Source organism: Naumannella huperziae (assembly GCF_054073625.1).
Genome location: NZ_JBSXPH010000001.1, coordinates 1,866,133 through 1,879,326, shown reverse-complemented (window position 1 = coordinate 1,879,326; position 13,194 = coordinate 1,866,133). Strand labels below are relative to the sequence as shown.

Genomic DNA, 13,194 nt, shown 5'->3' with positions numbered 1-13,194 from the left:
CGGTCAGTCGGCCTTGACCAGCAAGACGGGCATCGGCGCGTCCAGCAGTACCCGTTGCACGGTGCTGCCCATCAGCAGCTTGCCGACCGCGCTGCGGTGCCGGCCACCGACCACCAGCACATCGGCATCGGCCTGGATCGCCTGGTCGATCAGCGCGCCCGCCGGGTCCGGGCCCTGCGCGCCGATCAGCACCCGGACGTTGTTCTCGTCCCCGCCGGCGGCGACGACCGCCCGCCGGGTGTTGAAGTCGGCGTGCTCGCGGCTGTCGGCGCTGAGTTCCTCCACCACGTGCAGCACGACCAGCTCGCGGCCGTCGCGCTCGGCCTCGAGCACGGCGCGAGCCAGCGCCGCCCGCCCCGGCACGCTGTCGTTGAAGGCCACCGCAACCACGCTCACAGGGCCATCATGGCACGTCCGCGCGCGCCTTCCCGGGCATCGGCCGGAGCCCTCGCGGGGCGGCGGCCCTGACATGATGGCGGACCCGGACCGGGCAGAGCTGGCAGGGGGTGAGCGGGCTGGAAGCTGGGCCACTGGCACGACGTGCTTTTCGCCCAGAAGCGGCTCCCCGAGGGTTCCGCGGCACCCGCGCCGCTGCGCTGAGGCGAGCGCCCATGACGCGTCGTCAGGCAATCTCGCGGCGGATCGCCCATCGGCCAACAGGAGCCGGGATCAGCCGTGATCGCAGCCCGGCGTCGGTGAACTCGCGGTCCAGGTCATCGAACCCCTCGCTGTAGATCGACCAGCCCCGATGGTGCACCGGGATTACCTGGGCGGCGTCGAGCAGGGCCGTCACATCCACCGCCCGCGCGGCCGACAGGGTCAGCGCCCGCCCGGAGTTCTTGGCCGGCACCCGCGCCGCGCCGCAGTGCAGCACGGCCACCTCGATCCTGGGGAACCGGGCGGCGATGCGCACCACCGGGGCGATGCCGGCGTTGTCGCCGCTGAGATACACAGTCGGCAGGCCGTCGCTCTCCAGCACGAACCCACTGACCTCGGTGTTCACGTTGCCGGCCTCATCCAGCTCGCCGTCCAGCGGTCCATGCTGCGCCGGTACCGCGGTGACCCGCACGAGCGACCTGGTCCCCGGCAGCTGGTGCTCCGCGAATTCGGCCAGCCCGATCGCCGGCGGGCCGATCCGGGCGGCCGCCTTCGGTCCGGTGAGGATCACCGGTGCGCGTAGCGCGAACTCGCGCCCGGCCCGGTCGAGATTGTCGGCGTGCAGATCGTGGCTGAGTAGCACAGCATCGATGTCACCCAGGGCCGGTGCCGCGACCGCCGGGCCCTCGAGCTTCTGGTAGGCCCCGTAGTCCCCGGGCGGGTCGAGCGTGGGATCGGTGACGAACCGCAGCCCGCCGTAGTCCAGCACGGCAGTCGGGCCGCCGATCGCTGCGATGGCGAATTCCTGCCGGACCGCGGTCACTGCCTCTTCGGTGGGTGTCATGGTGGCCACCATACCTACCTCTAGGTATGGTGGCGACATGGCCGACAATCGAGACAGGCTGGTCCGGACCGGCGCCGAACTGATCTGGCAGGCGGGATATTCGGCGACCAGCCCGCGTCAGGTGATGGCGGGCAGCGGGGTCGGACAGGGCAGCTTCTACCACCACTTCCCCGCGAAGGCGGACCTGGGCGTGGCCGCCATCGGCGCTAATGCCGCCGACATCGAAGCGTTCGCGGTAGACACCCTGACCGGCCCGGAGCCGGGCCTCACCCGGATCCGCCGCTACCTGCTGGCCGGGCGCGACGCGCTGGCCGGCTGCAAGATCGGCGGGCTCGCCTACGACCCCGCGGTGGTCGCCGACCCGCGCCTGCTCGAGCCGGTCGGTGCGGCGTTCCGGCGGATCGTCGCGCTGCTGGCGGACGCCATCGGTGACGCCCAGCAGGCCGGGGCGGTGCGCGAGGACCTGCCGGCGGCAGACCTCGCCGGGATGGTCGCCGCCGTCGTCCAGGGCGGCTTCGTGCTGTCGCGGGCGACCTGCGACCCGGACGTCCAGCGCCGGGCAGCGGCCGCAGCGTACGCCCTGCTGGCCGCAGCACCCGCCGGTCGTTGAGGAGCCCTCGCGGGGGGGGGCGGACGTGACATGATGGCGACCCACGTCCGCCGGAGCACGCGGCCGGTCGATGAGGACACAGGCGACGAACAGGGGAAGGCACGATGAAGACACCCCGCCCGGTCGGGTGGGCCATCGCGATCACCGTCACCCTCGCGCTGACCGTTGCCGCGGTGGCGCAGGCGGCGGGATCTGGCCAGCGCTCCGATCTGAGATCCCGGTTGACGGTGATCGCCCCGGCAGCGGCCGGCGGTGGATGGGATCTGGTGGCGCGCGAGACGCAGCGGGCGCTGCGCACCCCGGGCGGCGACTCCGACGACGACCTGCCCCCGCTGGTACGCAATGTGCAGGTCGTCAACGTGCCCGGCGCCGGCGGAACCATCGGGCTCAGCCAGCTCGGCCGGATGACCGGGGACCCGAGCACGCTGATGATCACCGGCACCGTGATGATGGGCGGCATCGCCCGCAACGACTCCGAGTACACCCTGGCCGACACCACGCCGATCGCCCGCCTGGCGGAGGACTTCGAGGTGATCGTGGTCCCGGCGGATTCGAAGTTCGAGACGCTCGATGACCTGCTGAAGGCCTGGCGGGCCGATCCGGCGGCGCTGCCCATCGGCGGCGGTTCGGCGGGCGGCATCGATCACATGGTCGCCGCCCAGTTGGCAGGCGTCGCCGGGATCGACCCGGCCGACCTCGTCTACTCCGCCTACAGCGGTGGCGGCGAGCTGAGCCTGTCCCTGCTGTCGTCGCAGGCCGGCACGGTCGAGGTCGGGATCAGCGGCTTCAACGACTTCCGCGATCTGTTGGAGGGCGGCGATCTGCGCGCGCTCGCCGTCGTCGCGCCGGAGCGGCTCCCGAACACCGACATCCCCACCATGATCGAACTCGGGTATCCGGAGGTGGACCTGGTCAACTGGCGTGGCATCGTCGCCCCGCCGGGCATCACCGCCCAGGAGCGTGACGAGTTGATCAGCATCGTCGACCAGATGATCGCCACCCCGTCCTGGCGCTCGGCCGTGGAACGCAACCGCTGGAAGGATTCCTATCTCGCCGGCGACGACTTCGGCGCCTTTCTGGCCACCGAACAGACCCGGGTGGACGAACTGCTCGCGGAGCTGGGGTTGATATGAGCGATCGCCCCACCCCCGACCCGGCCAGCCCCGACCCGGCCAGCCCCGAGGCGGCCAACCCCGAGGCAACCGGGCCCGAGGCAACCCTGCCCGAGGCCCCCGTCACCGATCGGGTGACCCGTGGCTACGGCGCCTTCGTGATGCCGGCGATCATGCTCGCCGTCGCCGGCTATCTGATCTTCGGCCTGGTGACCATGGAGGTCGTGGAGAGCGATGAGTTGCTCGGGCCGACGGCCATGCCGTGGGCGGCGGCGATCGCCATGATCGTGCTCGCGGTGATCTATGCCGTCGACATCTGGCGGCGGCCGGGCGAGCAGCACGCCGGCGATGCGAGCCACCCGACGCCGGTCAACTGGCGTACCCTCGGCCTGGCCGTGGCCAGCCTCGTCGTTTTCGCGATCATCCTGGAACCGGTCGGCTGGCTGGTCTCCGGCGCCGTGCTGTTCTTCGGGATGACCACCGCGCTGGGCTGGGGCGAGGCCGCGGCCCGCCGCCCGTTGTTCAACGCGGTGCTCGCCCTGGGGCTGTCGGCCGCGGTCCAGTTGATCTTCGCCGGGCTGCTCGGGCTGCCGCTGCCGCCCGGTTTGTTGCTGGGAGGACAGTGATGGAACATCTCCCCGAGCTCTGGGCCGGTTTCGCCGCCGTCCTCACCGTCGAGAACCTGCTCTGGCTGGTGCTCGGCGCGCTGCTCGGCACCGCCGTCGGCGTATTGCCCGGGCTCGGGTCGTCGATGGCGGTCGCGCTGTTGTTGCCGATGACCTTCACGCTGTCCCCGACCGCGGCGCTGATCATGTTCGCCGGCGTGTACTTCGGCGGCCTCTTCGGCGACTCGATCTCCGGCATCCTGATGAACACCCCGGGCAATTCCACCGCGATCGCCTCCACCTTCGAGGGCCACCGGATGGCCCTGTCCGGCCGGGCGCCGCAGGCGCTGGCCACCTCCGCGATCGGCGCGTTCACCGGCGGACTGCTGGCCACGATCGTGGTCGTCTTCACGGTGCCGCTGCTGGCCACCCTGGCGACCAGCTTCGGTCCGCCGCAATACCTCGCGCTGGCCGTGTTCGCGTTCATCGCCATCTCCGCCGTCGTCTCCGACAGCGCCGTCCGCGGGCTGTGCGCGCTGCTGATCGGTGTCGCCCTGTCCTTCGTCGGGATCGACCAGATCACCGGCACCCAGCGGTTCACCGCCGGCGTCCCGGCGCTCTTCGACGGCGTCCACATCGTGGTGATCACCGTGTCCATCCTCGCCCTCGGCGAGGTGCTGCACCTGGCCTCCCGGGTCGGTCAACGCGACGACACGTCGTTGATCGCGAGCAAGGGCCGTCCGTTCCTGTCCGGCCGCGAGTTCCGCAAGGCGCTGCCGGCGTGGCTGCGCGGCACGGGCATCGGGCTGCCGTTCGGCGTCATTCCCGCCGGCGGGGCCGAGGTGCCGACCCTGTTGTCCTACGGGCTGGAGCGCAACATCGACCGGCGTTCGGGGTCGCCGGAGTTCGGCAAGGGCGCGATCCGCGGGGTCGCGGCCCCCGAGGCCGCCGGCAATGCGACGGCGGGCACGGCGATGGGTGCCCTGCTGGCGCTCGGCCTGCCCACCTCGGCGACGGCGGCGCTGATGCTCGCCGCCTTCCAGCAGTACGGCATGCAGCCCGGCCCGCTGATCTTCGAGCGCAACGGCGAGGTGGTCTGGGCGCTGCTGGCGAGCCTCTTCGTCGCCCTGGTCGTGCTGCTCGTGCTGAACCTGCCGTTCGCCCCGCTGTGGGCACGCCTGCTGCGCATCCCCAAGCCCTATCTCTACGCGGGCATCACGCTCTTCGCCTGCCTCGGCGTCTACTCCGCCAGCAGCGCCTCGATCGACCTGTGGCTGATGATCGTGCTGGGCCTGATCGGCTTCTGCATGCGGCGCTTCGACGTGCCGCTCGCGCCGGTGATGATCGGCGTCATCCTCGGCCCGCTCGCGGAGACCTCGCTGCGCTCGGCGATGCAGAATTCCGACAACGACTGGACGGTGCTCGCCTCCGAGCCGATCACCATCACCATCTATGCGCTGCTGCTGCTGGCGATCGTGTGGAGCGTGGTCCGCAGGGTACGCCAGCGCGCCGGCGCCGACCTCTGAGCAGGCGCGAAGACCGAACCCCCGGGCGGAGGTTGTCCACAGGGTCGTTCCGCCCGGCGGGTACGCCGTGTCAGCCTGCTCGCATGGCAACGCACCCGTACCTGCTCGGCCCGGCGCCAGACATCGAGCCGGCCGGACAGATCCTGTGCGCCGCGGCGCCGTGGCCGCTGCCGGCCGCTCCTCCGCCGCCGACCGGCGACGCCGCCCCGCCGGCGGCGCCACCACCGCGGGGCGAGCATGCCCGTCGCACCGCGGGTGCGTTCGCCCGGGTGTTCCTGGAGGTGATCTCCGGTCGCCGGGAGGCGGCCGGCGTGGCCGCGCTGCTGGCGCCCGGTCCGGCAGCGGTGCTGGCGGGGCTCGCGCTCACGCCGGACGCGCCGCGGCTGCTGCGCGTCGTCGCCCGGCCCGCGGGCCGGTCCATCGAGGCCGTCGCGGTCTATCGGGTCGCCGAGCGGACGGGCTTTCTCGGCTTCCGCCTGGACCGGGCGGGCGGCCGCTGGCGATGCAGCGAGCTGGCCGGCCCGCCGGTCGCGGCCGGCAGGTTGCGCGCCGCCGCGTGAGACTCAGCCGCGCTTGCCGTGGCAGAGCTTGAACTTCTTGCCCGAGCCGCACGGACACTGCTGGTTGCGGCCGACCCCGGCGTACTCGTCGGCCTCGGCATCGGCCGATTCGGTCGCCTCGCCGTCGGCATCGGGGGCGGAGTAGCGCAGCTTCGGTGCGCTACGTCGCCGCCCGGCCCCCTTGATCCGCAACGAGCCGGGCTCGGCACCCTCCCGCTCGGCTGCCGCGCCGACCAGTTCCGGTTCGCCGTCGTCGGCCGCGTCCGGTTCCGACTTGCCGTCGGCATCGTCCGCGTCGTCGGCGTCATCGGCACCGGCGGCGTCGCCGTCATCGTCGCCGTCGACGTCATCGCCACCGTCCGCGTCGTCGGCGGGCGCGCGGCCATTGGTCAGATCGGCCACGCTGACGGGCTTGCCGTCGGCATCGGTCACGGCCGCGACCCGCGGCTGCGCGGGCCGCTGCACCTCCACCCGGAAGACGAATCCGACGACCTCGGCGAGCAGCGCCTCCATCATCGCGTTGAACATGTCGCCGCCCTCGCGCTGGTACTCCACCAGCGGGTCGCGCTGCGCCATGGCGCGCAGGCCGATGCCCTCGCGCAGGTAGTCCATCTCGTAGAGATGCTCGCGCCACTTGCGGTCCAGCACGGTGAGCAGCACCTGCCGCTCCAGCTCGCGCATGTTGTCCTCGCCGAGCTCGGTCTCGCGCCTGGCGTACGCCTCGCGGGCATCCTCGACGAACTCCTGGGCCAGCTCGTCGGAGCTGAGGTCGCCGCCCTCGTAGTCCTCGCGCTTCAGCGAAACGGGATAGAGCGCCTCGAGCTCGGCCCAGATGGCCTCGTAGTCCCAGTCCTCGGCAAAGCCCTCGGCGGTGAGCCGGCGTACCGTCTCCCCGACGACCCGGTCGACGGCGGCACGGATCTGCTCGCTGACGTCGGCGCCCTCCAGCACCTTGCGCCGGTCGGCATAGATGGTGTGCCGCTGCCGGTTCATCACGTCGTCGTACTTGAGCACGTTCTTGCGCATCTCGAAGTTCTGCGACTCGACCTGCTTCTGCGCGCTCTCGATCGACTTCGTCACCTGTCGGTTCTCGATCGGCTGGTCGTCGGGAATCTTCAGCGTGGTCAGCACCCACTCGACCAGGTCGGACTTGAACAGTCGCATCAACGTGTCGCCCAGCGACAGGTAGAAGCGGCTCTCCCCCGGGTCGCCCTGGCGGCCGGACCGGCCGCGGAGCTGGTTGTCGATGCGGCGGGACTCGTGCCGCTCCGAACCGACCACGTACAGACCGCCGAGCTCGACCACCTCGGCGTGCTCGGTCTCGACCTGATCCTCCAGCTCGGCGAGGGTGTCGGCCCACGCGGCCTCGTACTCCTCCGGCGTGTCCTCCGGATTCAGGCCCTTCTTCTGCAGCACCCGGTCGGCCAGGAACTCGGCATTGCCGCCGAGGATGATGTCGGTACCGCGGCCCGCCATGTTGGTCGCGACGGTGACCGACCCCTTGCGCCCGGCCTCGGCGACGAACTGCGCCTCCTTGGCGTGGTTCTTCGCGTTCAGCACGTTGTGCGGTACGCCGGCCTTCTTCAGCCGCGCGGAGATCAACTCCGACTTCGCCACCGAGGCCGTGCCGATCAGCACCGGCTGCCCTGCCTCGTGGCGGGCGGCGACGTCTTCGACGATGGCGTCGAACTTCGCCTCCTCGGTGCGATAGATCAGGTCGCGCTGGTCCTCGCGGATCATCGGCTTGTTGGTCCGGATCGGCAGCACCCCGAGGCCGTAGATCTTCTGGAACTCCGACTCCTCGGTCTTGGCCGTGCCGGTCATCCCGGCGAGCTTGTCGTACATCCGGAAGAAGTTCTGCAAGGTGACGGTCGCCAGCGTCTGGTACTCGTCCTTGATCTGCACCTTCTCCTTGGCCTCGATCGCCTGGTGCAGGCCCTCGGAGTAGCGGCGGCCGTCGAGGGTGCGCCCGGTGTGCTCGTCGACGATCAGCACATCGCCGTTCATCACCACGTAGTCGCGGTCGCGCTTGAACAGGTCCTTGGCCTTCAACGCCTGCTGCAGATAGCTGATCAGCGGCGTGTTGGCCGACTCGTAGAGGTTGTCGATGCCGAGCCGGTCCTCGACGACATCGATGCCGGGCTCCAGCACGGACACCGTCTTCTTCTTCTCGTCGACCTCGTAGTGCTCACCGGGGGTCAGCGACGCGGCCAGCCGCGCGAACTCGGGGTACCAGTCGTGATTGTCCTCGGCCGGGCCGGAGATGATCAACGGCGTCCGGGCCTCGTCGACGAGGATCGAGTCGACCTCGTCGACGATGGCGAAGTGGTGGCCGCGCTGGACGCAGTCCTCCAACTGCAGCGCCATGTTGTCGCGCAGGTAGTCGAAGCCGAACTCGTTGTTCGTGCCGTAGGTGATGTCGGCGTGGTAGGCCTCGCGACGCTCGGCGGGCGTCATCGAGGTCAGGATCGCCGCGGTGCTCAGGCCGAGGAAGTGGTGCACGCGGCCCATCTGCTCGGACTGGAACTTCACCAGGTAGTCGTTGACGGTGACGACGTGCACGCCCTTGCCGGTCAGGGCGTTCAGGTACGCCGGGAGCGTCGCGACCAGGGTCTTGCCCTCACCGGTCTTCATCTCGGCGATGTTGCCCAGGTGCAGCGCGGCGCCGCCCATGATCTGGACGTCGAAGTGTCGCTTGCCGAGCACTCGCCGGCTGGCCTCGCGTACCGTGGCGAAGGCCTCGGGAAGGATGTCGTCGAGGGTCTCGCCGTCGTCGAGCCGCTTGCGGAACTCGTCGGTCTGGCCGCGCAACTCCTCGTCGGTCATCTCCTCGAAGTCGGACTCGATGGCGTTGACGTGCTTGGCGATGTTCTCCAGGCGCTTGAGCACCCGGCCCTCGCCGATCCGCATCAACCTGTCCAGTACAGCCACGCGTCTTCCTCGTCCCTCGGGCATCGGCGTACCGCGGCTCGGCACGCCGCCCTCCATCGTAGAGGCATCGGCCGAAGCCGCGCTCAGCCAACCGCCGCCCCCGGCGGTGCGAACCGCCTGCGGTACTCGCTCGGGCTGAGCCCGCAGGCGCGCCGCAGCAGCCGGCGCAGGGTCGAGACATCGCCCATCCCGCACTGCGCGGCGACCCGGTTCGCGGTCAGATCGGTCGTCTCGAGCAGCCGGCGGGCGTGCCGGACCCGCTCGGCGTTCAGCCAGGCGAGCGGGGTCAGGCCCAGTTCGGCGCGGAACCGGCGGTGCAGCGAGGCCGGGCTGAGCCCCGCCCGGCGGGCCAGCGCGGCAACGGTCAGCGGCCGGTCGAGGTGCCGCCGGGCCCAGTCCAGCACGGGCGTCAGTCCGGCCGAGCCCTCGGCGGGCAGCGGCCGATCGATGAACTGTTGCTGACCGCCGTCGCGGTGGGCCGAGAACACCAGGCGCCGCGCCACGGCATTCGCGACCTCCGCGCCGTGGTCCTTTGCCATCAGGTACAGGCACAGATCGAGCGCCGCCGCGCTGCCGGCGGCGGTCAGCACATCGCCGTCGTCGACGTAGAGCACGTCCTCGCGCAGCTCGACGGCGGGGAAGCTGCGCGCGAACTCCTCGGCCCACATCCAGTGCGTTGCCGCCGGCCGGCCGTCCAGCAGCCCGGCCGCCGCGAGGGTGAACGCGCCGGTGCAGAAGCTGATCAACCGGGCGCCGCGCCGGTGCGCGCGGCGCAGCGCGGCCAGCACGACCGGGTCGAAGCCGGCCCCGGCGTCCGGGCGGTTGGGCGCGATCACGGTATCCGCGCGGTCGAGGGTACGCAGCCCGGGCAGGCCGGTCAGGGTGAGCAGGCCCTCGCGCAGGCGCACGGTCGGCCGCGGCGCGCAGACGGTGAAGGCGTAGGGATCGACGGCGAGCTCGGGCCGGGAGATGCCGAAGATCTCGGTCGCGACCGACAGCTCGAACGGGTTCGCGCCGTCGCCGGTGATCATCACGACCCGGTGCGGGCGCGGTACGTGAGAGGAATTGCGCGGCATATGTCATTCCTAGCACTCGCGGCGCGGCCCGGCCAGGGCGAGGATGGCGGCATGAGCATCCAACCCCGTTCCCTCGACGAGATCTTCTCCGCCATCGAGCGCCCCTTCTCCCCCGTCCTGGCCGCCAGCATCAACGACTACGACATCAAGGCGGTCCGGGTGCAGGGCGACTTCGTCTGGCACGCCCATGCCGACACCGACGAGCTCTTCTGGGTATCGGGAGGCGAACTGCTGATCGACCTGCGCGAGGACGGTGCCGAGCGCACGATCACCATCGGGCCGGGCGCGATCGCGACGGTTCCGGCGGGCATCGAGCACCGGACCCGCTCGGCCGAGGGCGCCGATGTCGTGATGATCGAACCGGCCGGCACGCTGAACACCGGGGATGCCACCGACCTCCCCGACGGGATCCGCCCGACGACGGCGCGCTGATCAACCGGTCGCGACGGCAAGGGCCCCGGCAAGATCGCCGCGCGGCTCGACGGCGACGCCGGACAGCCCGAGCCAACCGGCCATGATCGACAACTCGGCGGCCAGCTCCGGCGCGACGCGTCCCGGGTCGTGGCCCGGCTCCAGCCAGGCGGCCCGGACGCGCAGCAGCCCCGCGGCGCGGTCGGCCTTCAGGTCGACGCGGGCGGCGAAGGTCTCCCCGAGCAGGAACGGGTAGACGTAGTAGCCATAGCGCCGCTTGGCCTCGGGCACGTAGATCTCGATCGTGTAGTCGATCCCGAACAGCTCGCGCAGCCGACGCCGCTCGAAGATCAACGAGTCGAAGGGGCTGACCAGCGCCCGGGCGAGGATCCTGCGTGGCCGGCGGGCGTCGTGCCACAGCCACAGCGGCCGGTCCCAACCCTCCACCCACGCGGGGACGAGCTCTCCGCCTGCCTCCAGCTCGGCGACCGCTGTCGCGGCATCGGCGGTGCTCACCCGGAAGTAGTCGGCGAGGCAGGCCAGCGTACCGATGCCCAGCGCGCGGGCCGAGCGGCGGACCAACTCACGGATCGCCTCCTCTCTCCCGGGTGTCGGCGCCTCGATGATCGAACTCGGCAAGACCCGCTCCGGCGCGGCATAGGCCCGCTCGAACTGGGTATTGCGCCGAGCGGAGGTGATCTCGCCGGCCCAGAACAGCCACTCGCACGCCGTCTTCACGCTGGACCAGTTCCAGCCCCAGTGATCACGCACCCGGACCTCGTCGTGCTCGATCTGGCGGGCCGTGATCGGTCGCGCCGAGTCGAGCACGTCGGCCCGGATCCGTTCCACCAGACCGGGGTGCTGCTCGCGGATCCTGATCATGGAGCCCCACGCCTCGTCCGCGGCGCGCGCCATCCGCCAGCGCAGCGCGGGCTGCAGCGTGACGTCGATCAGCGAGGCGGCATGGCCCCAGTACTCGAACAGCCGCCGCGGCGGGCGGTGCGCGGCCCGCTCCAGCAGCGCCGGGTCGTAGGGCCCGAGCCGGGAGAACAGCGGCATGAAGTGGGCCCGGGTGACCACATTGATCGAATCGATCTGGAACTGGCCCAGGCGGGTGATCTCGCGCTGCACATCGCGCATGCCGACCGGGCACGCGGGCCGGGCCGCGCCGAAGCCCTGCGCGGCCAGGGCGATGCGCCTGGCCTGCGACAGACGCAGGCGCACCGCCGGCCGATCCGATGGCGGGGACGGGGCCGTTGGCATGGGCGCCAAACTAGCGCCCCGCCCCGACAACCGCGCCGGGTCAGGCGGAGGCGGCTCGCTGCGGCGTCGATGGGTTGGTCGCAGTGGGATCCGCGTCGGCGGCCGTGTCGATGTGGATCACGCCGTAGTCGAAGTAGCGGCGGCGGTAGACGACGCTCGGCAGGCCCGAGACCGCGTCGACGAACAGGTAGAAGTCGTGTCCGAGCAGCTCCATCTGGTCCAGGGCCTGCTCCAGGGTCATCGGCGCGCCGGCGAAGGTCTTCTCCCGGACCACCAGCGGTCCGCCGCCGGTCACCTCGATGCCCGCGACGGTGTGCTTGTCGGGCTGATCGTCCGGCCGGTCGCCGTCCATCGGGACGGGCAGTTCGGCGAGTTCGGCGGTGGCCTCGGCGACGGATCGGGGCGCGCGGCGGCCGCGGCTCACCCGGCGCCGGTCGTGGGCCTTGCGGAGCTGGGAACGCAGCTTGTCCAACGCCTGCTCGAAGGCCGCCGTCTTGTCCTGCGCGCTGGCCTCGGCGCGGACCACGGGGCCCTTGCCGATCAGCGTGATCTCGACCCGGCTGCCCTGGTCGGGCTGTTTGGTGTGCCCGCCCGCCGAGACCAGTACTTCGACCCGGATCACCCGGTCGCGCAGCTTCTCGATCAACCCGACGCGTTCGCTCACGTGCTCGCGGAACTCCTCCGGCACCTGGCAGTGCCGGCCCGTCACCACAACATCCATCGCAACCTCCTCACGGGTACGCCACGGCAGCGGCGGCACCCGACATCGAGCGCGGCGCCGCGGAACCGGGCGCCACACGAACGACGCCGCGCTGCGCCCCGGATCGTCTCGGGGTGCAGCGCGGCTCCATGCAACAACGCTAGTGGCCCGCCCCGTCTCATGCCAGCGATCTCACTGGTTCCCCGGGCCGGTCCGGGCCCCGGGCCGCGGATCGACGGCGGGTCGCCGCGACGCAGGCGGCGCCCAGCACCGGCCAGCCGGCGGCGGCGAGGCAACGTGCCGCCTCCGTCAGCGACGCGCCGGTGGTCACGATGTCGTCGACGACGATCACCGGCCGCGGCTCGCGCGGCCGCGCGCCCGCCCGGAACGCCCCGGCGAGGTTGGCGGCACGCGCCGCCGTGCCGAGACCGGCCTGGTCGGCGACCCGCCGGGTCTGGCGCAGCGCCGGGCGGGCCCGCGCCGCCACACCGCAGCGGCGCAGATCGGCGGCCGCCCGGCCGGCGAGCGTGGCGACCGTGTCGAGACCGCGGCGACGGATCGCCGCCGGGCTGCTCGGCACCGGCACCAGCAGACAGTGGGCCGCTCCCGCCTCGCACAGCAGGGCGGCGACGGCTGCCGCGAGCCGGCCGGCCAGCGGCCCCGCGAGGGCGAGCGCGCCGCGCTCCTTGTAGGCGGTGAGGGCCGCGCGGGTCACGCCGGCATAGCTGCCTGCGACATAGCAGCGCGGGAAACCGGTCGGCGCCGGTCGCGGCGCCGCCGGCACGGGCGGACCGGCGAGCTCGCGCCGGCAGTCGGGGCACAGCCCGATCCCGGGCCGGCGACAGCCCGCGCAGGCCGCACCGACCAGCACGTCGGCGGCCGCCACGACGAGCCCGGCGGCTGCGCGGCGAGCGGTTGCGAGGTGCACCGGCCCATCCAAACCGTGGGGCCCGGCGCGG

At 71.9% G+C, this 13,194-nt stretch carries 13 protein-coding genes; 6 read left to right on the top strand and 7 right to left on the bottom strand.

Annotation, left to right across the window (positions count from 1 at the left end):
- Positions 1–3: 3 nt before the first annotated feature.
- Positions 4–396, bottom strand: a complete 393-nt coding sequence (locus tag ACXDC7_RS09055; protein WP_459221912.1) for a universal stress protein — start codon at positions 394–396, stop codon at positions 4–6.
- A 226-nt stretch (positions 397–622) separates the two neighbouring features.
- The gene (locus ACXDC7_RS09050) at positions 623–1,441 is read right to left on the bottom strand and encodes an MBL fold metallo-hydrolase (RefSeq protein ID WP_179443860.1); all 819 of its coding nucleotides are present in this window, start codon (positions 1,439–1,441) and stop codon (positions 623–625) included.
- 37 nt (positions 1,442–1,478) lie between these two features.
- Between ACXDC7_RS09050 and ACXDC7_RS09045 the strand changes: the two genes are divergently transcribed.
- From ACXDC7_RS09045 to ACXDC7_RS09025, 5 genes are all read left to right on the top strand, one after another.
- Positions 1,479–2,051 (top strand): TetR/AcrR family transcriptional regulator, encoded by a 573-nt coding sequence (locus ACXDC7_RS09045; RefSeq protein ID WP_179443861.1) that lies wholly within the window; start codon positions 1,479–1,481, stop codon positions 2,049–2,051.
- Positions 2,052–2,155: 104 nt separating this feature from the next.
- A complete protein-coding gene (locus ACXDC7_RS09040) occupies positions 2,156–3,184 on the top strand; it encodes a Bug family tripartite tricarboxylate transporter substrate binding protein (RefSeq protein WP_459221911.1) in 1,029 nt (342 codons plus the stop codon).
- A complete protein-coding gene (locus ACXDC7_RS09035; RefSeq protein WP_459221910.1) occupies positions 3,181–3,789 on the top strand; it encodes a tripartite tricarboxylate transporter TctB family protein in 609 nt (202 codons plus the stop codon). Before ACXDC7_RS09040 ends, ACXDC7_RS09035 begins: the two co-directional genes overlap by 4 nt.
- Positions 3,789–5,294, top strand: coding sequence for a tripartite tricarboxylate transporter permease (locus ACXDC7_RS09030; RefSeq protein ID WP_179443864.1), 1,506 nt, complete (start codon positions 3,789–3,791; stop codon positions 5,292–5,294). Before ACXDC7_RS09035 ends, ACXDC7_RS09030 begins: the two co-directional genes overlap by 1 nt.
- 83 nt (positions 5,295–5,377) lie before the next feature.
- Positions 5,378–5,854: an Rv3235 family protein gene (locus ACXDC7_RS09025; RefSeq protein WP_459221909.1), complete on the top strand. Its 477-nt coding sequence runs from the start codon at positions 5,378–5,380 to the stop codon at positions 5,852–5,854.
- Between the two features lie 3 nt (positions 5,855–5,857).
- Here the strand turns inward: ACXDC7_RS09025 and secA are convergent, their stop codons facing one another.
- Positions 5,858–8,785: a preprotein translocase subunit SecA gene (gene secA, locus ACXDC7_RS09020; RefSeq protein WP_459221908.1), complete on the bottom strand. Its 2,928-nt coding sequence runs from the start codon at positions 8,783–8,785 to the stop codon at positions 5,858–5,860.
- An 83-nt stretch (positions 8,786–8,868) separates the two neighbouring features.
- Complete coding sequence (locus tag ACXDC7_RS09015; protein ID WP_459221907.1) at positions 8,869–9,861, bottom strand: GlxA family transcriptional regulator; 993 nt, start codon at positions 9,859–9,861, stop codon at positions 8,869–8,871.
- A 51-nt stretch (positions 9,862–9,912) separates the two neighbouring features.
- Here ACXDC7_RS09015 and ACXDC7_RS09010 point away from each other — a divergent pair, with 51 nt between their 5' ends.
- The gene (locus ACXDC7_RS09010; RefSeq protein ID WP_459221906.1) at positions 9,913–10,293 is read left to right on the top strand and encodes a cupin domain-containing protein; all 381 of its coding nucleotides are present in this window, start codon (positions 9,913–9,915) and stop codon (positions 10,291–10,293) included.
- On the opposite strand, the gene ACXDC7_RS09005 is transcribed toward ACXDC7_RS09010, so the two are convergent.
- From ACXDC7_RS09005 to ACXDC7_RS08995, 3 genes are all read right to left on the bottom strand, one after another.
- Entirely contained in the window at positions 10,294–11,496 is a 1,203-nt protein-coding gene (locus ACXDC7_RS09005) for a winged helix-turn-helix domain-containing protein (protein WP_459221905.1), read from the bottom strand.
- A gap of 79 nt (positions 11,497–11,575) precedes the next feature.
- Positions 11,576–12,256 (bottom strand): ribosome hibernation-promoting factor, HPF/YfiA family, encoded by a 681-nt coding sequence (hpf, locus tag ACXDC7_RS09000; protein WP_179443869.1) that lies wholly within the window; start codon positions 12,254–12,256, stop codon positions 11,576–11,578.
- A 157-nt stretch (positions 12,257–12,413) separates the two neighbouring features.
- Positions 12,414–13,163, bottom strand: a complete 750-nt coding sequence (locus ACXDC7_RS08995; RefSeq protein WP_459221904.1) for a ComF family protein — start codon at positions 13,161–13,163, stop codon at positions 12,414–12,416.
- Between the last annotated feature and the right edge of the window lie 31 nt (positions 13,164–13,194).